The sequence below is a fragment of the Actinomadura sp. NPDC049382 genome (assembly GCF_040677125.1).
Taxonomy (GTDB): Bacteria; Actinomycetota; Actinomycetes; order Streptosporangiales; family Streptosporangiaceae; genus Spirillospora; species Spirillospora geliboluensis.
Map to the genome: position 1 here is coordinate 92,814 of NZ_JBFARO010000010.1, position 24,527 is coordinate 117,340.

At 72.9% G+C, this 24,527-nt stretch carries 19 protein-coding genes; 10 read left to right on the plus strand and 9 right to left on the minus strand.

What is annotated here, in order from left to right; all coding sequences use genetic code 11:
• Nucleotides 1-29: 29 nt before the first annotated feature.
• A complete protein-coding gene (locus AB0K34_RS09615) occupies nucleotides 30-605 on the plus strand; it encodes a TetR/AcrR family transcriptional regulator (RefSeq protein WP_364547041.1) in 576 nt (191 codons plus the stop codon).
• Nucleotides 606-683: 78 nt separating this feature from the next.
• Entirely contained in the window at nucleotides 684-1,868 is a 1,185-nt protein-coding gene (locus AB0K34_RS09620; RefSeq protein WP_364547044.1) for a Cmx/CmrA family chloramphenicol efflux MFS transporter, read from the plus strand.
• Between the two features lie 5 nt (nucleotides 1,869-1,873).
• On the opposite strand, the gene AB0K34_RS09625 is transcribed toward AB0K34_RS09620, so the two are convergent.
• The 4 genes from AB0K34_RS09625 to AB0K34_RS09640 form a co-directional block, all read right to left on the minus strand.
• Nucleotides 1,874-3,109, minus strand: a complete 1,236-nt coding sequence (locus AB0K34_RS09625) for a hypothetical protein (RefSeq protein WP_301175247.1) — start codon at nucleotides 3,107-3,109, stop codon at nucleotides 1,874-1,876.
• A 140-nt stretch (nucleotides 3,110-3,249) separates the two neighbouring features.
• Nucleotides 3,250-5,316, minus strand: a complete 2,067-nt coding sequence (locus tag AB0K34_RS09630) for a M6 family metalloprotease domain-containing protein (protein WP_364547047.1) — start codon at nucleotides 5,314-5,316, stop codon at nucleotides 3,250-3,252.
• A 118-nt stretch (nucleotides 5,317-5,434) separates the two neighbouring features.
• Nucleotides 5,435-5,917 (minus strand): ribonuclease E activity regulator RraA, encoded by a 483-nt coding sequence (rraA, locus tag AB0K34_RS09635; RefSeq protein ID WP_138641158.1) that lies wholly within the window; start codon nucleotides 5,915-5,917, stop codon nucleotides 5,435-5,437.
• Between the two features lie 9 nt (nucleotides 5,918-5,926).
• Nucleotides 5,927-6,400: an Lrp/AsnC family transcriptional regulator gene (locus tag AB0K34_RS09640; RefSeq protein ID WP_138641159.1), complete on the minus strand. Its 474-nt coding sequence runs from the start codon at nucleotides 6,398-6,400 to the stop codon at nucleotides 5,927-5,929.
• Between the two features lie 207 nt (nucleotides 6,401-6,607).
• Between AB0K34_RS09640 and rocD the strand changes: the two genes are divergently transcribed.
• The 4 genes from rocD to AB0K34_RS09660 all read left to right on the plus strand — a co-directional run bounded on the left by rocD (nucleotide 6,608) and on the right by AB0K34_RS09660 (nucleotide 11,276).
• A complete protein-coding gene (gene rocD / locus AB0K34_RS09645; RefSeq protein WP_301175254.1) occupies nucleotides 6,608-7,774 on the plus strand; it encodes an ornithine--oxo-acid transaminase in 1,167 nt (388 codons plus the stop codon).
• Between the two features lie 166 nt (nucleotides 7,775-7,940).
• Nucleotides 7,941-8,912 (plus strand): LCP family protein, encoded by a 972-nt coding sequence (locus tag AB0K34_RS09650; protein WP_301175245.1) that lies wholly within the window; start codon nucleotides 7,941-7,943, stop codon nucleotides 8,910-8,912.
• Nucleotides 8,913-9,033: 121 nt separating this feature from the next.
• Nucleotides 9,034-9,663: a PadR family transcriptional regulator gene (locus tag AB0K34_RS09655; protein ID WP_301175244.1), complete on the plus strand. Its 630-nt coding sequence runs from the start codon at nucleotides 9,034-9,036 to the stop codon at nucleotides 9,661-9,663.
• Nucleotides 9,660-11,276: a DHA2 family efflux MFS transporter permease subunit gene (locus AB0K34_RS09660; protein WP_301175243.1), complete on the plus strand. Its 1,617-nt coding sequence runs from the start codon at nucleotides 9,660-9,662 to the stop codon at nucleotides 11,274-11,276. The genes AB0K34_RS09655 and AB0K34_RS09660 overlap by 4 nt, the downstream gene beginning before the upstream one ends.
• 28 nt (nucleotides 11,277-11,304) lie before the next feature.
• Here the strand turns inward: AB0K34_RS09660 and AB0K34_RS09665 are convergent, their stop codons facing one another.
• The 3 genes from AB0K34_RS09665 to AB0K34_RS09675 all read right to left on the minus strand — a co-directional run bounded on the left by AB0K34_RS09665 (nucleotide 11,305) and on the right by AB0K34_RS09675 (nucleotide 14,302).
• Nucleotides 11,305-11,808 (minus strand): DUF6113 family protein, encoded by a 504-nt coding sequence (locus AB0K34_RS09665; RefSeq protein WP_301175242.1) that lies wholly within the window; start codon nucleotides 11,806-11,808, stop codon nucleotides 11,305-11,307.
• 34 nt (nucleotides 11,809-11,842) lie between these two features.
• Nucleotides 11,843-12,754, minus strand: a complete 912-nt coding sequence (mshB, locus tag AB0K34_RS09670; RefSeq protein WP_301175241.1) for an N-acetyl-1-D-myo-inositol-2-amino-2-deoxy-alpha-D-glucopyranoside deacetylase — start codon at nucleotides 12,752-12,754, stop codon at nucleotides 11,843-11,845.
• A gap of 93 nt (nucleotides 12,755-12,847) precedes the next feature.
• Nucleotides 12,848-14,302 (minus strand): serine/threonine-protein kinase, encoded by a 1,455-nt coding sequence (locus tag AB0K34_RS09675; protein ID WP_138639861.1) that lies wholly within the window; start codon nucleotides 14,300-14,302, stop codon nucleotides 12,848-12,850.
• Nucleotides 14,303-14,474: 172 nt separating this feature from the next.
• Here AB0K34_RS09675 and AB0K34_RS09680 point away from each other — a divergent pair, with 172 nt between their 5' ends.
• Nucleotides 14,475-16,556 (plus strand): prolyl oligopeptidase family serine peptidase, encoded by a 2,082-nt coding sequence (locus AB0K34_RS09680; protein WP_301175240.1) that lies wholly within the window; start codon nucleotides 14,475-14,477, stop codon nucleotides 16,554-16,556.
• Nucleotides 16,557-16,613: 57 nt separating this feature from the next.
• On the opposite strand, the gene AB0K34_RS09685 is transcribed toward AB0K34_RS09680, so the two are convergent.
• The gene (locus AB0K34_RS09685) at nucleotides 16,614-18,335 is read right to left on the minus strand and encodes an ABC transporter ATP-binding protein (protein ID WP_301175239.1); all 1,722 of its coding nucleotides are present in this window, start codon (nucleotides 18,333-18,335) and stop codon (nucleotides 16,614-16,616) included.
• Complete coding sequence (locus AB0K34_RS09690) at nucleotides 18,332-20,077, minus strand: ABC transporter ATP-binding protein (RefSeq protein ID WP_301175238.1); 1,746 nt, start codon at nucleotides 20,075-20,077, stop codon at nucleotides 18,332-18,334. Before AB0K34_RS09690 ends, AB0K34_RS09685 begins: the two co-directional genes overlap by 4 nt.
• Nucleotides 20,078-20,387: 310 nt before the next feature.
• Between AB0K34_RS09690 and AB0K34_RS09695 the strand changes: the two genes are divergently transcribed.
• The 3 genes from AB0K34_RS09695 (at nucleotide 20,388) to AB0K34_RS09705 (ending at nucleotide 24,508) form a co-directional block, all read left to right on the plus strand.
• Nucleotides 20,388-21,620, plus strand: a complete 1,233-nt coding sequence (locus AB0K34_RS09695) for a SpoIIE family protein phosphatase (RefSeq protein ID WP_240807918.1) — start codon at nucleotides 20,388-20,390, stop codon at nucleotides 21,618-21,620.
• Between the two features lie 258 nt (nucleotides 21,621-21,878).
• Nucleotides 21,879-22,568: a succinate dehydrogenase cytochrome b subunit gene (locus tag AB0K34_RS09700; protein WP_138638115.1), complete on the plus strand. Its 690-nt coding sequence runs from the start codon at nucleotides 21,879-21,881 to the stop codon at nucleotides 22,566-22,568.
• 2 nt (nucleotides 22,569-22,570) lie between these two features.
• The gene (locus tag AB0K34_RS09705; RefSeq protein WP_301175253.1) at nucleotides 22,571-24,508 is read left to right on the plus strand and encodes a fumarate reductase/succinate dehydrogenase flavoprotein subunit; all 1,938 of its coding nucleotides are present in this window, start codon (nucleotides 22,571-22,573) and stop codon (nucleotides 24,506-24,508) included.
• Nucleotides 24,509-24,527 lie beyond the last annotated feature (19 nt).

The window sequence follows — 24,527 nt, forward strand, 5'->3', positions numbered from 1 at the left end:
ACCGATACATAAAGTGTTAGCCTACGGGCATGGGGCGGCCGAGGAAGTTCGAGGAAGAGCGGGCCGTCCAGGCGGCCATGCTGGCCTTCTGGGCGGACGGCTACGAGGCGACCTCCACGCAGGAGCTGTGCGAGGCGACCGGTCTCGGACGCAGCAGCATCTACAACACGTTCGCCAGCAAGCGCGACCTGTACGTCAAAGCGCTGGCGCACTACATGCACCACCGGACGGGCCGCCTCGCCGAACTGATGGAGGACGACGCCAAGCCCGTGCGGGAGAAGCTGCGGACGGTGCTGGAGTGGGCCGTCGAGCCGGACGCCGGCGACCCGGCCGGATGCCTGGTCGTGAACGCGACGGTCGAGCTCGGGCCGCATGACCCCGACATCGCCCAGCGGCTCGACCGGGACCGGCGGCGCCGCTTCGAGCTGCTGAAGTCCGGCATCGAGGACGGCATCCGCACCGGCGAGATCGACCGGGACCGGGACGCGGCGGCACTGACGCACTTCGTGATCGCGACGGTGAGCGGCATCCAGGTCGCCGCGCGCGGCGGCGCCGACCGGGCGACGCTGCGGAGCATCGCCGACACGGCCATGAACTCCATCTGAGACGAGGGCGGCTCCGGGCCGCCCTTTCTTCCGCCCCAATTTTGTACTGGTCTATCTAAAACTGTGGGAGGGGCAGCGATGCCACTGGCCGTGTACGTGCTGGGGATGGCGATCTTCGCCCAGGGGACCTCGGAGCTGATGCTCGCGGGCCTGCTGCCGGAGATGGCCGCCGACCTCGGGGTGTCGGTGCCCGACGCGGGGCTGCTGATCTCCGCGTTCGCGATCGGGATGCTGGCCGGCGCCCCGGTCCTGGCGGTGCTGACGCTGCGGTGGCCGCACCGGCGGACGATGCTGGCGTTCCTCGCGGTGTTCGTCCTGACGCACGCCGTCAGCGCCCTGGCCCCCGGCTACTGGCTCCTGTTCGCGATGCGGATCGTGGGCGCCTTCGTCTACGCAGGGTTCTGGGCGGTGGCGGCGGCGACGGCGGTCGCGCTCGTCCCGCAGAACGCGCGCGGAAGGGCGATGGGGGTCGTCGCGGGCGGCCTCACGGTGGCGGCGATCGTGGGGCTGCCCGCCGGGACGATGATCGGCCAGCACCTCGGCTGGCGGGCGGCGTTCTGGGCGGTGGCGGCGATGTCGGCGGTCGCGATGGCCGGGGTGGCCGCGACGATCCCCGCCGGCCGCACGGGCGGCGCGGCGCCCCGCGTCCGTGCCGAACTGCGCGCGGTGGCCGTCCCCCGGCTGTGGCTGCTGTACGGGACGACCGCGCTGGCGACGAGCGGGCTCCTCGTCACGTTCGGCTACCTCGGCGCGCTGCTGACGGAGACGACGGGGATCGCGGAGGCATGGGTGCCTGGCGTCCTCGCCCTCTACGGCATCGGCGCGCTCATCGGGATCACGGCCGGCGGGCGGACCGCCGACACGCGGGCCGTCCCGACCCTGTACGCGGGGTTCGCGGGGCTCACGGTCGTGTCCGTGCTACTGGCGCTGACGGCGGAGTCTCCCGTCCCGGTGGTGGCTCTGGTGTTCCTGCTGGGGTTCGTCGGGTTCGCCACGAATCCGACACTGAACACGCGGGCATTCGGGATGGTGGACGGCGCGGCGACACTGGTGGCCGCCGGGAACGTGGTGGCGTTCAACATCGGCATCACCGTCGGGCCCTGGCTCGGCGGCCTCGCGCTCGACGCAGGGATGGGCTACCCGGCCACGGCCTGGATCGGTGCGGCGCTGGGCATCGCCGCGCTGGGTGCGATCGCGCTGGGCCAGGCCCGGCGGCGCCCCGTCAAGGACGCCGCACGGGCCCGGACGTCGGTGAACGCGTGACCCGGTCAGGCGCAGGAGTCGGCGCCGAAGCTCCACAGCGCGCGCTTGGCGGCGTACTCCGCGACCGTCCAGATGCGGTGCGCGCCGCGCTGGCAGGACAGGTCCTCGGGGCCGCGGGAGGACGCGTAGCGCTGCACCCTGCCCCAGCCGGAGCCGGCGTAGCGGGCCGTGAGGAGCCGGCCGCGCTCGTGCCCCCGGCTCTGGGAGAACCACCAGCGGCCGTTCGTCCTGACGGCGCCCTGGATCCGGTCGGCGGGCAGCTCAGCTCCGCCGGTGGGGCGGACGTTCCCGCCGCCGGCGAGCGCCTCCAGCCGCCAGGTCACCACCCGTCCCCGCGCCCAGTTCGGGCGGCAGTACTCGCCCCCGGCCAGGACGTGCGGCAGGTCGGTGCGGTCGACGGAGATCCACGACATGCGCGGCGGGCCGGAGCCCCGGCACGTGCGGCCGACCTTGCCGCGGGCGAACCGCCAACTGCCCGTCTGCGGGAGGACGTAGCGGAACCCGTGCCCGTAGTACTTGCCGTTGTGCAGCCCGATCCGGCCCGCGTGGCCGGTGGAGCCCGCCCCGCTCTTGCTCAGGTCGTAGATCCGCCGCATGTCGAACATGCGCAGGCCGTGGCGGGTGTCGGCCACGTACAGGATGTCGCCGTACCAGGCGATCCCGCCGGCGTGGATGCCGACGTCGCTGAAGGTGGCGCGCCCGCCCCGCATCGCCGGTTCGACGAGCAGGACGTGCCGGTAGGTGCGCCGGTCGGGGTTGACGAAGGTGACCCTGACCTTGCCGCCGTTGTGCCACGACACCAGGATCGGCCTGCCGCCGCCCGGTGACCGCTCACCGGCGGACGCGTCCGACGCGGTCGTGACGCCCTGCGGAACCCACGCCTTCGTGGCGGTGTCGGCCCGGTTGAAGCAGTACACGAGCGAGCCCGCGGGCACCCCGGCCGGACCGCCGCAGCCGCGGCCCAGCTTCTGCTGCCCGGACGATCGGATCACTCCGTCCACGCCGGTGCTGCGCAGCCTGCGGTCGAGCGCCAGGATCGGCGCGACGAGGGAGGAGCCCCGGCGCAGCTCGAAGTCGCGGGGATCGAGAGCGGCCGGGGCCTTCGCGGTGGCCGCAGCCGCCGTCGTCGTCGGGGAAGCCGCCTCGGAGGCGGGTACGGCGGCTGCCAGTGCGACCGTCGGGACACCGGCCACCAGAGCGGCGACGGCCGCCAACCCCGTCCCGGTCGCCGTGCGTTGCATGATCATCACGTTCCGCAACGTTGCCGCGTCCGGGTCGGGGTAAAGGCGGCCGCACCTTTCGCAATGGGCAATTTCTATTTACGCCGCCGCGCGCGCAGGGGCGGGACGGCCCCGCCGCCGGGGCCGTCCCGCTCAGGGGATCAGCGCAGCGCGCAGGTCCCCGAGTCCGACTTCGACGGGTCGCTCTCCGAGGTCCCGGTCAGCCGCAGCCGCGCGTGCCGGGACGCGCCGGGGCCGGGCTTCGCCCACACCTCGACACCGGTCCGGCCGCCCGCCTGCGCGGTGGCCAGCTCGTTCGGCAGCCACGTCGTCCAGCCGTCGCCGGTCACGTCCGCCTTCAGCCGGAACACGTCCGAGCCGTGGCGGCCGGCGCCGCCGCGGCCGGTGTTGCGGAGCGTCAGCGTGCACTTCGTCCAGCCGGCGCCGGCCGGCCGGGCGCGGCCCGAGTCGACCTTCACGCCGCGCCGCTGCGGGCCGGCGCCGTCGAGCGAGCTGACCGCGACCGTGTAGGACAGGACGCCGCGCCGGTCGCGCTTCAGGTTCAGGACGTAGAAGTGCAGCCGGTTGGCCTCGTCCACGTACTCGTACTCGCTGCCGGAGCCGGTGCCCGCGTGGTACAGGGCGTCCGACAGCTGCCGGTAGTCGCCGATCGTCATCTTCACCGGGGTGCCGTCCGGGCGGACGAAGTCGACCTTGTCGATGTCCTGCGGGTTGGCGTCCTTGACCCAGATGAACGGGGCGTCGTCCTCGTCCTTCGTCTTCGCCAGCAGCACGCCGGAGTCGGGGGTGAAGGAGTCGGTGCCCATCCGGTCGACGACCTCGAGGGTGTAGTTGTCGTACCCGCCGTCGTCGCAGAGCGGGTCCGTGCCGGTGTCGCAGCCGGGGCTCTTGTCGCCGCCCGCGCCGAGCTTCACGTTGATGCCGGCGAGGCCGTTCTTCCCGGGGTCGACCGCCCGGGCCGTCACCTGCGCGACGACCATGCCGGACGAGGCGAGCGCCTCCCGGCTGAGCTGCAGCACGTTGTCGGGGTTCACCATGCCGAGCTTCATCTTGTTGCGGAGCATGTGCTGGGCGCCCATGGAGCCGCCGCCCGTCGCGGGGATCGTCCAGCGGCTGTGCGGGCCGCCCGGCCCGTTGAACGTGCCGCGGCTCAGCATGTCCCACGGGCCGCTGTAGGCGCGGCGCGGCGGGTCGCTGTACGGGTTGTTGTAGTTGTCGCCGATGCCCAGGATGTGGCTGAACTCGTGGGCGTAGACCGACATGCCGGAGCTCTCCGCCTGGGTGGAGGAGACGCCGAAGATGGCGTTCGGCCAGAGCGTGGAGCCCGCCTGCCAGGACGTCCACGGGACGTACCGGGTCTTCACCCAGTTCGTCAGGCCCGGGTCACCCGGACCCCATTCGGGCGGGACGTCCTCCTTGGCGGTGAACTTCATCTCGCCGAACTCCTGCCAGGTGGACGACTCGTCCTGCCCGGCGCTGAGGAAGAACACGAAGTCGTACTTCTTCGCGGTCTCCTCGCCGACGTCGGCGACCCACGCGGCGCGGGCGTCGGCCCGCAGGTCGCGGTTGCACGTGTCGCCGGCGGGACAGCCGGTGCCGCCCTGCATGCGGTCGACGCCGTACTCGTGGTCCTTGGCGGGCATCCGGTAGGCGCCGAACCCGGTGAGGTCGACCCCGTACCTGCCGCCGGAGTCCTCCATCCAGTACTCGTGGAGGGTGTGGCCGTGGTTCAGCTCCTGCGGCTTGTTGAGCAGGTCCTGGTAGAACTTCGCGACCCCCTCGCGCGGGACGTCGCCGACCTTCACCGGGTTGCCGAAGACGGAGGAGTTCTGCGGCTGCGTGACCTCGAACGGCTGGTTCGGGTAGTCGACGAGGACGATCGCGACGTTGAAGTTCTCCACCGACCCCTTGCGGGACGGGTCCGCCCACGACGTGCCGGGGATGCGCTTGTAGTCGTCCCAGGTCATCGTGTCGGGAAGCTCGTAGTTCTGCGGGTCGATGGGGCGCGGGGCGCCCGCCGCGAACGTGCGGGCGGACGGCTGCTCGCGCTGCCACGGCTGCGTCTGCGGCCAGTGCCGCATCTGCCAGGGGTTCGCGGTCTCGTTCGGGATCGGCGGCTTCGCCTGCGCGGCGGCCGGGACGGCGGCGAGCCCCGCGACCAGCAGCAGCGCCGAAGCGGGTACCAGCAGCATCTGTTTGACGCGCATGTCTCCCCTACCTCTGGTGGTTGCTGAGAGCAGGAAAGACCACACGCTTCCGACCGGCTAGGGCCGATTTAGCCGATCTTGTACCGAATAGCGTGTCATGTCGCGCGATGCGCGCAGGTCAGCGCGGAAGTTCGCGCTCCGCGACCACGATGCCGTCCTCGTCGCTGTAGAGCCAGTCGCCGGGGCGGAACTCCACGCCGCCGAACGACACCGGGACGTCCACCTCGCCGGCGCCGTCCTTGGCGCTCTTGCGCGGGTTCGAGCCGAGCGCCTTCGCGCCGAGGTCCAGCGCGCGCAGCGCCGCCACGTCCCGCACCGCGCCGTTGATCACCACGCCGGACCAGCCGTTCGCCACCGCCGCCGCCGCGATCATGTCGCCCATCAGCGCGGACGCCAGCGAGCCGGCGCCGTCCACGACCAGCACCCGGCCCCCGCCCGGCGTGTTGAGCAGCTTCTTCACCAGGCCGTTGTCGCGGTGGCAGCGCACGGTCGAGACCGGGCCGGCGAACGCCGTCCGGCCGCCGTACTGCCGGAACTGGGTCTCGCAGCTGCGCAGCTCGGCCCCGAAGTCGTCGATGAGGTCAGCGGTCGCGAAGTCCATGACGGCAGCCTACTGCTCGGTAACCGGACCGCCGGACGGCGCGTCGGTCGGCCGGCCGATCAGCCGGGACAGCACGATCGCCGTCTTGGTCGCGGTGATGTTGTCCTCCCGGCGCAGCCGTTCGAGGGCCTGCTCCAGATGCTGGATGTCGCGCGCCCGCACGTGCACGAGCGCGCTGGCGTCCCCGCTGATCGTGTACGCCGCGACGACCTCCGGGTGGCCGCGCACGCTGGAGTAGATCTGCTCCGGGGACGTCGCGCCGGTGCAGAAGATCTCGATGAACGCCTCGGTCGTCCAGCCGAGCGCGGCCGGGTCGACGACCGCCGCGAAACCGTTGATCACACCGTCCGCGCGCAGCCGGTCGACCCGCCGTTTCACCGCCGGGGCCGACAGCCCGACCTTGTCCCCGATCTGCGCGTACGAGGCGCGCCCGTCCTCCAGGAGTCGCGCAACGATTCGACGGTCCAGGTCGTCAAGACGCAACAAATAACACCCCCGAAGTCGGTTTTCGTCATTGGTCGGCGGTCATTTCCGAACATACGCTGGGAAGTGGACCGGCGGCCACCCGGACCCCGCCCGGCCCTCCCCTCGGCACCGGACCCTTCGTCCGGTGTCCAGCCATGCCCCGGCCCGACCGGCCGGGCCGAGCCGCGAAGGAGCGTCGTGACGCAAACCGACCAGCTGCGAGCGATGTCCGAGGACCACAGCGCGCACAACTACCATCCCCTTCCCATCGTGGTCGCCGAGGCGGACGGCGCCTGGCTGACCGATGCCGAGGGCCGCCGCTACCTCGACATGCTGGCCGCCTACTCCGCGGTCAACTTCGGGCACCGCAACCCCCGCCTCGCGGACGCCGCCCGCCGGCAGCTCGACCGCGTCACGCTGGTCAGCCGCGCCTTCGACCACGACCAGTTCGGCCCGTTCGTCAGCGAGCTGGCCGAGCTGTGCGGCAAGGACATGGTGCTGCCGATGAACAGCGGCGCCGAGGCCGTCGAGACCGCGCTGAAGACCGCCCGCAAGTGGGGCTACGAGGTCAAGGGCGTCCCGGCCGGCCAGGCGAACATCATCACGTTCGAGGGCAACTTCCACGGCCGCACCACCACGATCATCAGCTTCTCCACCGACCCCGACGCCCGCGACTCCTACGGCCCCTACACGCCGGGCTTCCGGACCGTCCCGTACGGGGACGTCGCGGCGCTCAAGGCCGCGATGGACGAGCACACCGTCGGCGTGCTGATCGAGCCGATCCAGGGCGAGGCCGGCGTGAACGTCCCGCCGAGCGGGTTCCTGCGCGCGGTGCGGGAGCTGTGCACCGCCAACGGCACGCTGATGATCGCGGACGAGATCCAGTCCGGCCTCGGCCGCACCGGCACCACGTTCGCCGTCGAGCACGAGGGCGTCGTGCCGGACGTCTACATCCTCGGCAAGGCCCTCGGCGGCGGCATCATGCCGGTGTCCGCCGTCGTCGCCGACCGCGACGTGCTCGGCGTGTTCAAGCCCGGCCAGCACGGCTCGACGTTCGGCGGCAACCCGCTCGCCTGCGCGATCGGCCGCGAGGTCATCGCGATCCTGAAGACCGGCGAGTACCAGGAGCGCTCCCGCACGCTCGGCGCGCACCTGCACGACCGGCTCGGCCGGCTGCCCGGCGACCTCGTCCGCGAGGTGCGCGGGCGCGGGCTGTGGGCGGGCGTCGAGCTGGCCGGCCCGGCCCGCCCGGTCAGCGAGCGGCTCATGGACCTCGGCGTCCTCGCCAAGGAGACCCACGAGACCACGCTGCGCCTCGCGCCGCCGCTGGTCATCGAGCGCGACGACCTCGACTGGGCCCTCGACCAGCTGGAGATCGCCCTCAAGGGCTAGCAGCACCGCGCGCGGGCGCGCGGTCCCCACGGCCCGAGACGCCGCCGGTCAACGGCGCCCGGCGGCGTCTCGCCCGGCTAACGCAAAACCCGCGAGTCGTCAAAGAGTTGGCCCCCGCCCGCCCGGCGGCGCGGCGCGCGGCGCCCGCGGCGGCAGGGTGGGCGGCATGCTGTTGCGGAACACGAGCCGGCGCCGGGTCGCCATCGGTTGCGGCGGGCTCGCGGTGGGCGTCCTGATACTGCTCGCGGGCGGCCTCTACCTGCTGCAACGGGCCTACAACGGGGAGGTCGGGCGGGTCGCCGGGGCGCTGCCCAGCGGGGCGGGCCGCCCGGCGTCCACCGGGCGCGGCGAGAACTGGCTGCTGATCGGCTCCGACCGGCGCGCGGACATCCCGTCAATGGGCGCCCGCGCCGACACGATCATGCTGGTGCACCTGTCCGGGCGCGGCGACCGGGTGTCGCTGATCTCCATCCCCCGGGACGGCTGGGTGCCGGTCCCCGGGCACGGCACCACGAAGATCAACGCGGCGTTCGCCTACGGCGGGCCCTCGCTGCTGATCCGCACCGTGGAGCGGCTCAGCGGCGTGCGCGTCGACCACTACGCCGCGCTCGACTTCGGCGGGTTCGTGAAGATGACCGACGCGCTCGGCGGCGTGGACGTCACCATCACCAAGGACACCTACGACCCGATGCACGAGCGCCGGTGGAAGGCGGGGAGCCAGCACCTGAACGGCGTCGAGGCGCTCGACTTCGTCCGGCAGCGGTGGAACCTGCCGGACGGCGACCTCGACCGCATCAAGCGGCAGCAGGCGTTCCTGCACGCGCTCGCGGCCAAGGCCCTCGACACCCGTAACCCGATCAAGATCGACCGGTTCGTCCGGGCCGTGACCGGCGCGGTGACCGTGGACGACTCGGTCACCGCCGGGACGCTGCGCGGGCTCGCGCACCGGCTCCTCAAGACCTCGCTGGTGGAGTACCTGACCGCCCCGGTCGACAGGCCCGCCGAACGGGACGGGCAGAGTGTCGTACTCCTGAACGATGATGGCGTGCGGGCCCTGTTCACCGCCGTCCGCGACGACACGGTCGGCGACTACGTCGCCCGCAACGGCGCGGCCAACTCGGTGGACGCCGTGCGCTGACCGCCCCTCCGAACGGTACGGACCTGCACGGACATGTCCGGCTTCGCGGTCAAGGTGACGAGTTCGGTCCGGTTGGATTAGTCTGTCTGGACTAATCGGAATCGACCATAGGGCCGGAACCATGTCCCGACCGCTGACACCGCTCGCGCTGACCGTGCTGCGGATGCTCTGCGACAGCCCGATGCACCCGTACGAGATGCAGCAGCGCATCCGCGACCACGCCTACGACCAGGCCGTCAAGATCACCCACGGGTCGCTGTACCACTCGGTGGAGCGGCTCGCCGCGGCCGGGCTGATCGAGCCGCTGGAGACGAGCCGGGAGGGCCGCCGGCCCGAGCGCACCATCTACGCGGTGACCGCCGCCGGGCGGGACGCCGCGCAGATGCGGCTCGCCGAGCTGCTGCGCCACCCCGCCGAGGAGTTCCCGCTGTTCGGCACCGGGCTGGCGTTCATCAACCTGCTGTCGGAGGGGGAGGCCGCCCGGCTGCTGCGCAGCCGCACGGTCGCGCTGGAGGCGGCGCTGGCCGCGCACCAGACGGCGCACGACGCGCTCCTCAAGCAGGGCCTGGAGCGTTACAAACTGCTCGACCAGGAGTGGCAGATCGCCCGGCTGCGCGGCGAACTCGACCACGTGCGGGGCCTGGTCGACGACCTGGATTCCGGCCGCCTCACCTGGAGGGACGACGAGGGGCAGATCCGCTGCCACCCGCGCCCCCGACCACCACGCCACGACGACAAGGGGGCCCCATGAGCAAATGGCGCGGAAATCCCTGGGCGATCCTGCTGACGCTCTCCCTCGGATTCTTCATGACCCTGCTCGACCTGACGATCGTGAACATCGCGATCCCGAGCATGACCGACAAGCTGCACGCCTCGCTGGACGAGGTGCTGTGGGTCGTCAACGCCTACATCCTGGTGCTGGCGGTGCTGCTCATCACCGCGGGCCGCCTCGGCGACCTGTGGGGCAAGAAGAACCTGTTCATCTCCGGGGTCGCGCTGTTCACGGTGGCCAGCCTCGCGTGCGGGATCGCGCAGGACCCCACGCAGCTGATCGCCGCCCGCGCCGTGCAGGGCCTCGGCGCCGCGCTGCTGATGCCGCAGACCATGTCGATCATCATCGGGGTGTTCCCGCCGGAGCGGCGCGGCGCCGCGCTCGGCGTGTGGGGCGCGGTCGCCGGGGTCTCCACGATCGCCGGCCCGACGATCGGCGGGCTGCTCGTCACCAGCCTCGACTGGCGCTGGATCTTCTTCGTGAACCTGCCCATCGGGATCCTGGTGCTGGCCATGGCGGTGCCGATCCTGCCCGGCCGCACCCCCGGCGTCCGGCACCGGTTCGACATCGTCGGCGTGCTGCTGGCGTCCGCCGCCCTGTTCTGCCTCACGTTCGCGCTCACCGAGGGCCAGAAGTACGAGTGGAACGCGGGCATCTGGGGCCTGATCGGCGCCGGGCTCGCCCTGTTCGTGATCTTCGTCGTGCAGCAGCGGTCCCGCCAGGACGGCGAGCCGCTCGTCCCGTTCTCCCTGTTCAAGGACCGCAACTTCACCGTGCTGAACCTCGTCGGCGCGGCCGTCTCGGTCGGCATGGTCGGCATGTTCCTGCCGATGACGATCTACCTGCAGTCGGTGCTGGGCTTCAGCGCCCTCAAGGCCGGGCTCGTCATGGCGCCGTCGTCGCTGGTGTCGATGTTCCTCGCCCCCGTCGCGGGCCGGCTCTCGGACCGGATCGGCGGCAAGTTCATCCTGATGGGCGGCCTCACCCTCTACGGCGCCGGGATGGTGTGGATCGTCCTCGCCGCCGAGGTCGGGACGGACTGGAAGGCGTTCATCCCCGCGCTCGTCGTGTCCGGCATCGGCATCGGCGGCGTGTTCGCGCCGATGGCCACCGAGGCGACCCGGAACGTCCCGCCGCGCCTCGCGGGCGCCGCGTCCGGCGTCAACAACACGATCCGGCAGGTCGGGTCGGTGCTCGGCAGCGCGGCGGTCGGCGCCGTCCTGCAGAACCAGCTCGCCTCCTCGCTGCGGGACGAGGCCGCGACCCGCTCGGCGGCGCTGCCCGCCGACGTGCGCCCCGGGTTCGTGCAGGGGTTCGCCAACGCGGCCAAGAGCGGCCTGGAGGTCGGCGCGGGCCAGAGCGGCGCGAAGCAGCAGCTCCCGCCGGGCATCCCGCCGAACGTCGCGCACCGCGTCCACGAGCTGGCCGGGCAGGTCTTCTCGCACGGCTTCGTGCACGCGATGAAGCCGACGATGTGGCTGCCGATCGTCGTGATCCTGCTCAGCGCGGCCGCGTGCCTCACCCTGAAGGGGCACAAGGACAACACGGCCATGCCGCGGCTCGACGCAGAGCCCGCCCCGATGGCGTCCTGACCGGGACCGCCGGCCCCGGCCGGAACCGCTAGTCGCGGACCCGGCCCGCCCTGCCGAGCAGCCAGTCGCCCGGCGGGCGGGCCGGCGGCACCGTCATGATGCCGGCGACCGCGGCGAGCATGCCGCCGACGATGAACAGGTATCCCGGGAGGGTGCCGGGGATGACGAGGTCGCCCTCGCCGCGGCGCATCGACAGGACGAACACGACCACGCCCCACACCACCGCCGGGACCGTCGCGCCGAGCCGGCCGCCCATCCCGTGCCCGGCCAGCCGGGCCATCGCGAAGACCAGCGCGACCAGGACGATCGCGGCGACCGGGACCGGGCCGAGCGTCCAGTCCTGGCTGAACGAGCCGACCACGCCGAAGACCGCGCCGAGCAGGGCGAGCGCGGCGTAGGCGGCGCCGGACACGAACGCGTCCAGCGGGCCCTCGGCGCGGGGCTCCCGCGCGAGGGACGCGCCCGCCGCACCGTCCGCCGGGGGGCCGTCCTTGGCGAGGCTCACCCGCGCCTCGTCGTCGTCCTTGTGCACGGATTCAGGCTACCGGCCGCGGGTCCCGCGGCGGTCAGGCGTCGTCGCCGGGGCCCTGCTCGGCGAGGCCCGCGAACAGGTCGCGCTCGCGGCGGCCGGGGCCGACCGGGCCCTGCTCGCCGGCCTGGAGGATGTAGTACTCGGTGCCGAACGCCTGCTGCCCCAGGTTGTTCGACAGCGCGAAGAACGGGCCGACCTGGTCGGGCGCCACGACGATCTGGGTGCGGTGGGCGCGCAGCGCGGCGAGCTTGGCGGGCAGGTGCGCGCGGGCGTCCACCACCGTGGTGACCTGCCCGTCGGGCACGCCGGAGCCGAGCTCGTCCAGCCCGGCGACGCGCGCGAACGGCAGCTTCGCCTCCCGCATCACCGCGATCGCCCGCGCGAGGACGGTGCGCGGGGTGGCGTAGGCGTAGAACTTGGCGGCCCGCCACGGCTCACCGCCCTCCGTGAACGACGGGTCGGCGGCCAGCTCGAAGGCCCGCCACGCGACGCGGTGCGCCTGGATGTGGTCGGGGTGCCCGTAGTTGCCGCGCTCGTCGTAGGTGACGATCACCTGCGGCCGGACCTCCCGGATCACCGGGACGAGGTCGGCGGCGGCGGTGTCGACGTCCGCCCGCCAGAAGCAGCGCGGGTCGTCGTTGGTGGGCGCGCCCATCATGCCGGAGTCGCGCCAGCGGCCCGCGCCGCCGAGGAAGCGGTGGTCGCGGACGCCGAGCGCCGCGCACGCCGCCGCCAGCTCCCCGATCCGGTACTCGCCGAGGCTGTCCTCCTTGTCGGAGGCCAGGTGGCGCAGCTCCTCCGGGATCACCTCGCCCTCCTCGCCCAGGGTGCAGGTGACGAGACAGACGTGGGCGCCCTCGGCGGCGTACTTGGCCATGGTCGCCCCGGTCCCGATGGACTCGTCGTCCGGATGGGCGTGGACGAACAGGATCCGCGGCTCCTTCATAGTCAACGAGCCTACTCAGAGCACGGGGCGGCGGCGATGACCGCCCTGCCCCGCACGGTCCGGCGGGTCCCCGCGGCGGGTCTTGAAGGCGGGTCAGCCGCCCGAGCCGGGCCCGCCGCCACCGCCGCCGCCCGCACCGGGGCCGGGACCGTCGCCGCCGTCACCGCCGTCGCCGCCGTCACCGGTCGGCGGGCCGGACGTGGGCGTCTCGCTGGTCGGCGCCTCGGACGTCGGCGTCTCGCTGGTGGGCGCCTCGGAGGTCGGCGCGGTCGACTGCTGCGGCGGCGGAGTGTTGCGGCGCGTCCGGGTACGGGTCGGCGTCGGCTCTTCCGGCTCCTCGGACGTCGGGGTCTCGGAGACCTCCGACGATTCGCTCACCGACGGCGTGACCGGCGCGTTCGGCGAGTCGCCACCGCCGCGGGTCGCCGCGTACACGCCGACGACGAGCGCCAGCACCGCGATCGCGGCGACGGCCGCGACGATCGGCCACTTGGACTTGCGCTCGGGCTCCCAGTCGTCGTACCGGGCCCGGCCGGCGCCGCCGCCCGGAGGCCCCGCGGGCGGCAGGCTCCCGGTGTACTCCGACGGTGAGACGCGGCGCGTCCCCCCGGCGGGGCCGCCCGGGTGGGTGGCGCCCGCGCCCGCGAGCCCGGCCGCGCCGAGCCCGCCCGCGGCGAGCGTGGAGCCCTCCGCGAGCATCGTGGTGGCCTGCGCGGGGTCGTCCATGCGGGTCTGCCCGGCGCCGCCCGGCCCGCTGCCGATCAGCGCCATCATGATCTGCTGCGCGGTCGGCCGCCGCTCCGGCTCCTTGACCAGGCACGCCGCGATCAGCCGGTGCAGGTCGGGCGGGACGCCGTCCAGCATCGGCGGCTCGTGCATCACCCGGTTGATCACCGCGACCACGGTGTCGTCGCCGAACGGCGGGTGGCCGGTCGCGGCGAACACGATCGTCGTCGCCCACGCCCACACGTCCACGGCCTCGGTGAGGGTGGCGCCCGCCACCTGCTCCGGCGCCATGTAGGACGGCGTGCCGATCGCCTTCGTCGCGTTCGTCTGCCCGGTGTCCAGGGCGCGCGCGATGCCGAAGTCGATCACTCGCGGGCCGTCCGGCGCCATGATGACGTTGTGCGGCTTGAAGTCGCGGTGCACGATGCCGGCCTGGTGGATCGCGACCAGCGCGGTCGCGGTGCCGATCGCGAGCCGGTCGAGGGCCGCGCCGCCGATCGGGCCGGTCTCGGTGACCTGCTTGTAGAGCGAGGGGCCCGGCACGTACTCGCTGGCGATGTAGGGCTGGTCGCCCGCGACGTCGGCCTCAAGGACCTGCGCGGTGCAGAACCGGGCGACCTGCTTGGCGGCCTGCGCCTCCCGGACGAACCGGGTGCGCGCCATCGTATCCCCGGCGAGGTCGGCGCGCAGCAGCTTGATCGCGGCGCGGTTCCCGGAGGCGTCGACCCCGGCGTAGACGACGCCCTGGCCGCCCTCGCCGAGCCGCTCGACGATCTCGTACGAGCCAAGCCGCCGGGGATCTCCCGGCTGCAGCTCCGGCATTGACCACTCCTCAGCCCGCGACGAAAAAAGTGCTTGGGGAAGCTTTGAGCTTACGCGAGCGCGGACCCGGGCACGGGACGTTCCCCGGCCACCACGCGACGACCCGTGATCATAGAGGGCAGGAGACCGCCGTGCGCCGTACTTCCCGGGCATCCTGGCAGACTCGGGTGCCATGAGCATCAGCTATCCGCGGCAGAGCGCCCGCACCCGCCGGTTCAGCCTCGGCGTTCCGCGCGCCTTCCAGATCGCGCCGGACGAGTCGCGCGTGACGTTCCTGCGCACCAGGGCGGGCGACGATCCGGTCACCTGCCTGTGGACGCTGGACACCGCGACCGGCGAGGAGGAGTGCGTCGCCGACCCGGCCGCGCTGGACGTCCCCGGCGAGGAGGACCTGCCCGCCGAGGAGCGGGCCCGGCGCGAGCGCGCCCGCGAGCAGGCGGGCGGCATCGTCGGCTACGCCACCGACCAGGGCATGCGGCAGGCGGTGTTCACGCTGGCCGGGCGGCTGTACGCGGTCGACCTCGGCACCGCGCTGGTCCGCGAGCTGCCCGCGCAGGCGCCCGTGTTCGACCCGCGCCCCGACCCGGCCGGGCGGCGGATCGCCTACGTGTCGGGCCGGACGCTGCGCGTCATCGAGATGGACGGCACCGACGACCGGGCGCTCGTCCAGCCGGAGTCCGACCAGGTGTCCTACGGCCTCGCCGAGTTCGTCGCGGCGGAGGAGATGGGCCGGATGCGCGGCCACTGGTGGTCCCCCGACGGCGGCACGCTGCTGGCGGCGCGGGTGGACGAGACGCCGGTGCAGCGCTGGCACATCGCCGACCCCGCCAACCCCGACCGGCCGCCGTCCGAGATCGCCTACCCGGCGGCCGGCACGCCGAACGCGCTGGTCTCGCTGGTGCTGCTGAAGGTGGACGGCCGGCGCACCGCCGTCGCCTGGGACCGCGGCATGTTCCCCTACTTCGTGGCGGCCTCCTGGGACCGGCACGGCCTGCTGATCGTCGTGCAGCCGCGCGACCAGCGCTCGCAGCGGGTGCTGAGCGTCGACCCGACCAACGGCGCGACGTCCCTCCTGCACACCGAGCACGACCCGGTGTGGACGGAGGTCGTCCCCGGCCTGCCCGTCCGGACGGCCTCCGGCGACCTCGTCTGGACCACCGAGGACCGCGACGCCGACACGCGCCGCATCACCGTCGGCGGCAAGCCGGTCACGCCCGCGGGGCTGCAGGTCCGGTCGGTGCTCGGGGTGGACGGCGAGTCGATCCTGTTCACCGGCTCGGAGGAGCCCACCGAGGTCCACCTGTACTCCTGTGCCGGCGGCGAGACCACCCGGCTGACCGAGGGGGCGGGCGTCTTCGGCGGCATCCGGTCCGGCGGGATCACCGTCGTGACGGGCGCGCGGCTCGACCGCCCCGGCTCGGAGACCGAGGTGCGCACCCCCGCCGGGACGCACCCGGTCGCCTCGTTCGCCGAGACCCCGGTGATCACCCCGAAGGTGGAGCTGCTGCGGGCCGGCGACCGGGAGATCCGCACCGCCGTGCTGCTGCCCACCGGCTGGGAGCCCGACCAGGGGCGGCTGCCCGTCCTCATGGACCCCTACGGCGGGCCGCACGCCCAGCGCGTCCTCGCCGTGCAGCGGATGTACTGCGAGCCGCAGTGGCTCGCCGACCAGGGCTTCGCCGTCGTGATCGCGGACGGCCGCGGCACGCCCGCGCGCGGCCCGGCGTGGGAGCGCTCGGTGCACGGCGACTTCGTCGGCCCCGTGCTCGACGACCAGATCACCGCGCTGATCGAGGCGGCGCGCAGGCACCCGGCCGCGCTCGACCTCGACCGGGTCGGCATCCGCGGCTGGTCGTTCGGCGGCTGGCTCGCGGGGCTCGCCGTCCTGGAGCGCCCGGACGTGTTCCACGTGGGCATCGCGGGCGCGCCCGTCACCGACTGGCGGCTGTACGACACCCACTACACCGAGCGGTACCTCGGCCACCCGGACGAGGAGCCGGAGGTCTACGCCGCGAACTCGCTCATCGAGCGGGCCGCTGACCTGAAGCGCCCCCTGATGGTGATCCACGGGCTCGCGGACGACAACGTGGTGGCCGCCCACACGCTGCGGTTCTCGTCGGCGCTGCTGGCCGCCGGGCGCCCGCACACCGTGCTGCCGCTGTCGGGCGTCACCCACATGACCCCACAGGAGGTCGTCGCGGAGAACCTCCTCCACATCCAGGTCGACTACCTGAAGTCGGTGCTGACCCGCTGAGCCGCGCGGTGCTGGCCCGCTGAGCCGCGCGGTGCTAGCCGGCTGAGCCGCGCGGTGCTAGCCGGAGCCGTGCCAGGACGCCCACAGGGCCGCGTAGGAGCCCTTCTGGGCCAGCAGGTCCTCGTGGGTGCCGAGCTCGGTGATGCGCCCGTCCTCCACCACCGCCACACGGTCGGCGTCGTGGGCGGTGTGGAGGCGGTGCGCGATCGCCACGACGGTCCGGCCGTCCAGGACGGCGGCGAGCGAGCGCTCCAGGCGGCGGGCGGCGCGCGGGTCGAGCAGCGACGTCGCCTCGTCCAGCACCAGGGTGTGCGGGTCGGCGAGGACGAGCCGGGCCAGCGCGAGCTGCTGCGCCTGCGCGGGCGTCAGCGAGGCGCCGCCGGAGCCGACGACGGTGCCGAGGTCCGGCCCGTCCCACTCGACCGCGGCGAGGACCCGGCGGATCTCCTCGTCGGTGGCGTCCTCGCGGGCCATCGCGAGGTTCTCGCGGAGCGTGCCGCGGAACACGTGGTGCTCCTGCGTGACCAGCGCGACCTCCCGGCGCAGGCCGTCCAGCGGCAGCTCCACCAGCGGGACGCCGCCGACGGTGACGGCGCCCGCGCGCGGGCCGTCCACCCCGGCGAGCAGCCGGCCGAGGGTGGACTTGCCGGCGCCGCTCGGCCCGACCATCGCGAGCCGCTCGCCGGGCCGCAGGTCGAGGTCCACGCCGTGCAGGACGTCCTTGCCCGGCCGGTAGTGGTAGCGGACGCGCCGCGCCGTGAGCCGGTCGCCGGCGGGCAGGGCGTCGCCCGGCGCCCGGTCGGGCGGGACGTTGCCGACGCCGAGCAGGCGGGCCAGCGACGCGCCGCCGAGCTGCAGCTCGTCCAGCCAGGAGAGCATGGTGTCCACCGGCTCGATGAGCAGCTGCGCGTACAGGGTCGCGGCGGTCACCTGCCCGAGCGTCGCCATGTCGTGCATGTAGAGGAGGCCGCCGACGAACAGGGTCGACACCACGGGCAGCACGAAGCTCAGCTCGGCCACCGGGAACAGGAACATGCGCAGCCGCAGCGTGTACCGCTCGGCCTTGTAGGAGACCGCGATGTCGTCGTCGCCGCGGCGGTGCCGGCGGTCGGCGAGGCCGAGCGCCTCGACGGTCCGCGCGCCCTGGACGGTCTCGGTGAGGCTGCCGGCGATCCGCGACCACGCCTCGTTCTCCCGCAGGTAGCCGACGTGCGCGCGGGGCAGGTACCAGCGCATCACCGCGACCAGGAACGGCACGGCGACCAGCGCGGGCAGCGCGACGAGCGGGCCGTTCAGCAGCAGCGCGCCGAACGTGAACGCGCCGACGACGATCGCGACGAGCGTCTCCGGCATCGCGTACCGCACGGACGTGCTGAGCGTGTCCACGTCGCGGGACGCGCGGGTGACCAGGTCGCCGGTGCCGGCCCGCTCGACCGTGGACAGCGGCAGCGCCAGCACCCGGTCGACGAACTCCTCGCGCAGCTCGGCCAGCACCCGCTCGCCGAGCTTCGCCGACGCCAGGTAGGCGTACCGGATCAGCACACCCTGCGCGATCACGAACCCGGCGATGGCGAGGCCGGCGGTGTCGATGGCGGCGTGCCCGTCGCGGACGTCCTCGACGAGCGCGCCGAGCAGCCGGGGCGTGACCAGGCCCGCCACGGCGGCCAGCGCGTGCAGGCCGAGCACCCCGGCGAGGGCGCGGGGGTGCCGCAGCACGAGCCGCCGCGCGTACGCCCGCACCTGCGCGGACGTCGCGACCGGCAGCGTCTCGGCGCTCATGCCTCCGCCCTTTCCGCGGTCGCTCCCCTGGTGACGGTGGCCGCGTAGCGCGGCTCTGCCTCCAGGAGGTCGCGATGTGCTCCTTCTGCGACGACCATTCCGTCTTGGATGAATACGACGTGGTCGGCGCGGTCCAGCATCAGCGGGCTGGTCGTGCACACCACGGTCGTGCGGCCCGCGCGCGCTTGGCCGAGCCTGTCGGCGATGCGTGCCTCGGTGTGCGCGTCCACCGCACTGGTCGGTTCCACCAGGATGAGGACGTCGGGGTCTGCGGCGAGTGCCCGCGCAAGGCGCAGGCGCTGCTGCTGGCCGCCGGAGAACTCCCGTCCGGCCTCGGCCACGTGCGCGTCCAGCCCGACGGACGCGACGACGTCCTCGGCGCAGGCCGCGTAGACGGCCTCCTTCAGTACCGCCTCGTCGGCGTCCGGTGCCAGCGACTCGGCCAGCGGCCCGGAGAAGAGGCGGTCCTCGTTGACGGCGACGAGGATCCGCTTCCGGACGTCCGCGACCGCGTGCAGCGGGATGCCGCCGAAGTCGACGTCGCCGTCGGCGTACCGGCCGAGCCGGTCGGCGACGGCCTGCGCGTCGCGCGGATCGGCCGCGGCGACCGCGGTCACCCGCCCCGGCCGCACGACCAGCCCGGACGCGATGTCGACCAGCTCGGCGGACGCCGCCGGGCGGGCCGTCCCGGCGGCCGGCAGCTCGGGGTCGATCGCCAGCAGCGCGGTCACCCGGCCGGCCGCCACCAGCCCCTTGGTGATCTTGCCGGCGGCCTCGCCGAGCGTCTTCAGCGGCACTATCAGGAACACCGCGTACCCGTAGAACGCGACCAGTTCCCCGACGCTGATCGTCCGCTCGGCGGCGAACCGGGCGCCGACCCAGGTGACCAGCGCGATCAGCAGCCCGGGCAGCAGCACCTCGGCGCCGTTCATCCGGGTCTCGGCCCGCGCGACCGCCACCCCGGCCGCGCGCACCCGCTGCGACTCGGCGCGGTAGCGGCCGGAGAACAGCGTCTCGCCGCCGATGCCGCGCAGCACCCGCAGGCCCGCGACGAGGTCGGTGGCGTGCGAGCTCAGCTCGCCGACCAGCTCGCGGTGCGCCAGCTCGCGGTCGCGGTAGGGGCGCAGCAGCGGCGCCGCGATCGCCAGGATCAGCGGCACCCCGACCAGCACGATCAGGCCGAGCGGCGGCGAGGTGCTGAGCAGGATCGCGGCCACCGCGACGATCGCGACCACGGCGCCCGAGCCGCGGGAGAGGATGTCGATGGTGTCGCCGATGTGCGACACGTCGGACAGCCCGATGCTCACCACCTCGCCCGCGCTCAGCCGCTTCGGCAGCGTCCCGCCGAGGCGGGTCGACTGCCGGGTGACGAGCTGGACCGTCCGGTAGGCGGAGGCGAGCCAGTTGTAGACGGCGAACCGGTGCCGGACGGCGCCCGTGACGGCCTGCACGACCCCGAGGCCGAGCAGCACGCCGGACCACGCCAGCAGGGCGCGCTCGTCCCGCGCCGCGACGCCGTCGCCGATGGCGCGGCCGATCGCGGCGGGCATCAATGCCTGGCTGAGCATCCAGACCACGCCGAGGAGCGCGCCCGCGGCGATGCTGCGCCACTGGACGCGCGCCAGCCACAGCAGGTAGCGCGCGGATGCTCCGCCGGCGCCGCTGCGGGCGCCGCGGGAGGCTCTGCCTCGGCGGAGGACGTGGTCGGGCGTGCCAGGATTTTTCTCCGGCAGCGGCTTCACCTGACGAAGGTTATGCAGCGGGGCCCCGCGAGTTCGACTGGTTTTTCACCTGGCCGGACGCGGCTCGAACGACTTTCGGACCGCCCGCAAATCGTGATCGGGACGCGCGCGGGAGGTGCGCCGGGCCGCGGCGGCACGCTAAGGTCGGGGCGTACGGAGCGACGCTTCCTCCGCTCCTTGAGCCGGGACCCTGGCGGCTAGGCCGATGCCGCTGCCCCGGCGCGGCCCGCCGCGCCCTCCCGCACCCACGGGAATAAGCGAGGCTCCACCGGCCGTTGCCAGTGCCGTCAGCCCGACTTCCGGAAGCCCTGTGAGCACAATCAGCCATCAGACGTACCCCTTCACACCGGGGGCCGAGGACAGGACCGACCTGCTCCTCATCGACGCCGACCCCTCCGACGTCCTCATGGTCGAGAAGATGCTCGCCGAGAGCGGCCTGGACGCCGCCATCGCCGTCGCGTCCGACCTCGCCGAGGCCCGGCGGTCGCTGACCCGCCGCACGCAGTGCATCCTCGTCGACCTGTCCACCCCCGGCATCGACCGGCTGGACGGGCTGCGCCAGGTGCTGGCCCTGTCCGAGACCGCCGCCGTGGTCGTGCTGACCGGCCTCGACGACGCCCACCTCGGCGTCCAGGCCGTCGCCGCCGGCGCCGAGGACTACCTGGTCAAGCAGGAGGTCGACGCCCCGCTGCTGGCCCGCGCGATCCGCTACGCCATCGAGCGCAAGCGCTCGGAGGAGACCGAGCGGCGGCTCGTCGAGGCCCGCATCCTCGGCCGCGAGAACGCCCGGCTGGAGCGCGGGCTGCTGCCCGTCCCGCTGATCGAGGACGCGTCGCTGCGGCACCACACGCGCTACCGGCCCGGCCGGCGGCGCGCCCTGCTCGGCGGCGACTTCTACGACACCGTGCAGACCGAGGGCGGCGCCGTCCACCTGATGATCGGGGACGTGTGCGGGCACGGCCCGGACGAGGCGGCCCTCGGCGTCCAGCTCCGGATGGCGTGGCGGACGCTCGTGCTCGCCGGGCACACCGGCGAGCAGCTGCTCGGCACCCTCGACACCGTCCTCGGCCACGAGCGGCGCAGCGAGGAGATCTTCACCACGCTCTGCATGATCACGATCGCGCCGTCCCGGCGGACCGCGCGGATGCACCTGGCGGGGCACCCCGCGCCGCTGCTGTTCCACGGCGTCCTCGGCGAGGACGGCGAGGTCGCGGCGCTGCCCGACTACGCGCACGGGCCGGCGCTCGGCCTGCTGCCGGGCGCCGAGTGGCCGACGACCGAGATCGACCTCGGCGACTCCTGGGGCCTGATGCTCTACACCGACGGCCTCATCGAGGGGAAGGTCGGCCCCGGCTCGGACCGGCTCGGCACCGACGGCCTGGTCGGGCTGGCGCGCAAGGCGCGCGGCAGCGGCGCCACCGGGCGCGCCCTGATCGACGACCTGGTGACCGAGGTCGAGCACCTCAACGGCGACGCCCTGACCGACGACCTGGCCGTGCTGCTGCTGTCCCGCCAGCCCGGACGTGAACTCAACGGTTCCTGAGCGCGGCGCCTGGGGCACGGCTCTCCGAGCGCGTCGCGGCTGTGGTCAGGTGCCTAACCACAGGCCCCTGACCTCGGTCAATGTCTTGTGGATCACGTGATCGCGGAGTTCCCGGACCCGCTGTGAAGTCACTCACCAGGCGGAACGTCACGGAACGGCTACAACGCCCGCCCAGCGTGCTTCCATAGCCTGCGGCTATCGCCATGAGTGCGCTGATGACTTGGAACTATTCTCCGATCCGGACATAACGTGCAGGTCGTGGCTATAGCGATACCTGCGATCTACCGATCGACCGTCGGCAAGAAGGCCGTCATGGCGGTGACCGGCGGCGTCCTCGTGCTGTACCTGGTCGCGCACATGGTCGGGAACCTGAAGATCTTCATGGGCGCGGAGGACTTCAACCACTACGCGCACTGGCTGCGCACGATCGGTGAGCCCGCGGTACCGCGCCGGACCGTCCTGACCCTCATCGAGGTCGTGCTCGGCGTCTCGGTGATCCTGCACATGTGGTCGGCGGTGTCCCTCGGCAAGCGCGCCGCCCACGCGCGCCCCGTGAAGTACCAGTCGAAGAAGAAGTCGAACGCGCAGGGCTACGCCGTCCGCACGATGCGGTACGGCGGCGTCATCATCGCCTTCTACATCATCTGGCACCTGCTGGACCTCACGTTCTTCGTCGTGAACCCCAAGGGCGCCGACGCCACCCCCTACGAGCGGATGGTCGCCGACTTCGACCCGTCCCGCTGGTACATCACCCTCTGGTACGTCGTCGCCATCCTGCTCGTCGGCCTGCACCTCAACCACGGCATCTGGAGCGCGTTCCAGACGCTCGGGCTGCGCAGCCCGCGCAGCCACAACGCCCTGCGGGGCCTGGCCGCGACCACCGCCGCGCTGATCACGCTCGGCTTCATCGCGGTCCCCGTCTCCATCACGTTCGGATGGGTGAGCTGACCATGACCGACAGCTTCTACAAGTCCGGCGAGCCGATCGCCGACACCAAGGCGCCCAAGGGCCCCATCGAGGACCGCTGGACGACGCGCAAGTTCGAGGCCAAGCAGGTCAACCCGGCCAACAAGCGCAAGAAGAAGATCATCATCATCGGCACCGGGCTGGCCGGCGGCTCCGCCGGCGCGACGCTCGGCGAGGCCGGCTACCACGTCCAGCAGTTCTGCTTCCAGGACTCGCCGCGCCGCGCCCACTCGATCGCCGCGCAGGGCGGCATCAACGCCGCGAAGAACTACCGCAACGACGGCGACAGCGTCTACCGGCTGTTCTACGAGACCGTGAAGGGCGGCGACTTCCGCTCCCGCGAGTCGAACGTGTACCGGCTCGCCGACATCTCCCGGAACATCATCGACCAGTGTGTCGCGCAGGGCGTCCCGTTCGCCCGCGAGTACGGCGGCCTGCTCGACAACCGCTCGTTCGGCGGCACCCAGGTCTCCCGCACCTTCTACGCCCGCGGCCAGACGGGCCAGCAGCTGCTCCTCGGCGCCTACCAGGCGCTGATGCGGCAGGTCGAGGCCGGCAACGTGGAGCTGTACCCGCGGCACGAGATGCTCGACCTGATCATGGAGGACGGGCGGGCCCGCGGCGTCGTCGTCCGGAACCTGATCAACGGCGAGATCAAGCACTACACCGCCGACGCGGTCGTGCTGGCGTCCGGCGGCTACGGCAACGTGTACTTCCTGTCCACGAACGCGATGGGCTCGAACGTCACCGCGTCCTGGCGCGCCCACCGGCACGGCGCCCTGTTCGCCAACCCGTGCTACACGCAGATCCACCCGACGTGCATCCCGGTCAGCGGCGACCACCAGTCCAAGCTGACGCTCATGTCGGAGTCGCTGCGCAACGACGGCCGCGTGTGGGTGCCGAAGAAGGCCGGCGACACGCGCAAGCCCTACGACATCCCCGAGGACGAGCGCGACTACTACCTGGAGCGCATCTACCCCTCGTTCGGCAACCTCGTCCCGCGCGACATCGCGTCCCGCGCGGCGAAGAACGTCTGCGACGAGGGGCGCGGCGTCGGCCCCGGCGGCCTCGGCGTCTACCTCGACTTCGCCGACGCCATCGAGCGGCTCGGCCGCGACAAGGTCGAGGCCAAGTACGGCAACCTCTTCCAGATGTACGAGCGCATCACCGGCGAGAACCCGTACGAGACGCCGATGCGCATCTACCCCGCCGTCCACTACACGATGGGCGGCCTCTGGGTGGACTACGACCTGGAGTCCACGATCCCCGGCCTGTTCGTGATCGGCGAGGCGAACTTCTCCGACCACGGCGCGAACCGGCTCGGCGCGTCCGCGCTGATGCAGGGCCTCGCCGACGGCTACTTCGTCCTGCCGAACACCATCGGCGACTACATCGCCCGCAACGCGTTCGGGCCGGTCGCCGAGACCGCGATCAGCGAGGCCGAGGAGCGGGTGCGGACCCGGATCGACAAGCTGCTCTCCATCGACGGGGACCGCTCCGTCGACTCCTTCCACCGCGAGCTCGGCCACATCATGTGGGAGTACTGCGGCATGGAGCGCACCGAGCAGGGCCTGCGCAAGGCCCTGGAGCTCATCCCGGCGCTGCGCGAGGAGTTCTGGACGCGCGTCAAGGTCACCGGCAAGGGCGAGGAGCTGAACCAGCAGCTGGAGAAGGCCGGCCGCGTCGCCGACTTCTTCGAGCTGGCCGAGCTGATGGTCATCGACGCGCTGCACCGCACCGAGTCCTGCGGCGGCCACTTCCGGGCCGAGAGCCAGGACGAGGACGGCGAGGCCAAGCGCGACGACGAGAACTTCGCCCACGTCGCCGCCTGGGAATGGGCCGGGGAGGGCGAGCAGCCCGTCCTCCACAAGGAGGCCCTGGACTTCGAATACGTCAAGCCGACGCAGCGGTCGTACAAGTAGCAGAGGTCGGACAGGTAAT

Excerpts from the sequence above, each read along its gene's own strand:
- AB0K34_RS09615 (WP_364547041.1), top strand. The coding sequence starts at position 30 with ATGGGGCGGCCGAGGAAGTTCGAGGAAGAGCGGGCCGTCCAGGCGGCC.
- AB0K34_RS09620 (WP_364547044.1), top strand. The coding sequence starts at position 684 with ATGCCACTGGCCGTGTACGTGCTGGGGATGGCGATCTTCGCCCAGGGG.
- AB0K34_RS09625 (WP_301175247.1), bottom strand. The coding sequence starts at position 3,109 with ATGCAACGCACGGCGACCGGGACGGGGTTGGCGGCCGTCGCCGCTCTG.
- AB0K34_RS09630 (WP_364547047.1), bottom strand. The coding sequence starts at position 5,316 with ATGCGCGTCAAACAGATGCTGCTGGTACCCGCTTCGGCGCTGCTGCTG.
- rraA (WP_138641158.1), bottom strand. The coding sequence starts at position 5,917 with ATGGACTTCGCGACCGCTGACCTCATCGACGACTTCGGGGCCGAGCTG.
- rocD (WP_301175254.1), top strand. The coding sequence starts at position 6,608 with ATGTCCGAGGACCACAGCGCGCACAACTACCATCCCCTTCCCATCGTG.
- AB0K34_RS09650 (WP_301175245.1), top strand. The coding sequence starts at position 7,941 with ATGCTGTTGCGGAACACGAGCCGGCGCCGGGTCGCCATCGGTTGCGGC.
- AB0K34_RS09655 (WP_301175244.1), top strand. The coding sequence starts at position 9,034 with ATGTCCCGACCGCTGACACCGCTCGCGCTGACCGTGCTGCGGATGCTC.
- AB0K34_RS09660 (WP_301175243.1), top strand. The coding sequence starts at position 9,660 with ATGAGCAAATGGCGCGGAAATCCCTGGGCGATCCTGCTGACGCTCTCC.
- mshB (WP_301175241.1), bottom strand. The coding sequence starts at position 12,754 with ATGAAGGAGCCGCGGATCCTGTTCGTCCACGCCCATCCGGACGACGAG.
- AB0K34_RS09675 (WP_138639861.1), bottom strand. The coding sequence starts at position 14,302 with ATGCCGGAGCTGCAGCCGGGAGATCCCCGGCGGCTTGGCTCGTACGAG.
- AB0K34_RS09680 (WP_301175240.1), top strand. The coding sequence starts at position 14,475 with ATGAGCATCAGCTATCCGCGGCAGAGCGCCCGCACCCGCCGGTTCAGC.
- AB0K34_RS09685 (WP_301175239.1), bottom strand. The coding sequence starts at position 18,335 with ATGAGCGCCGAGACGCTGCCGGTCGCGACGTCCGCGCAGGTGCGGGCG.
- AB0K34_RS09705 (WP_301175253.1), top strand. The coding sequence starts at position 22,571 with ATGACCGACAGCTTCTACAAGTCCGGCGAGCCGATCGCCGACACCAAG.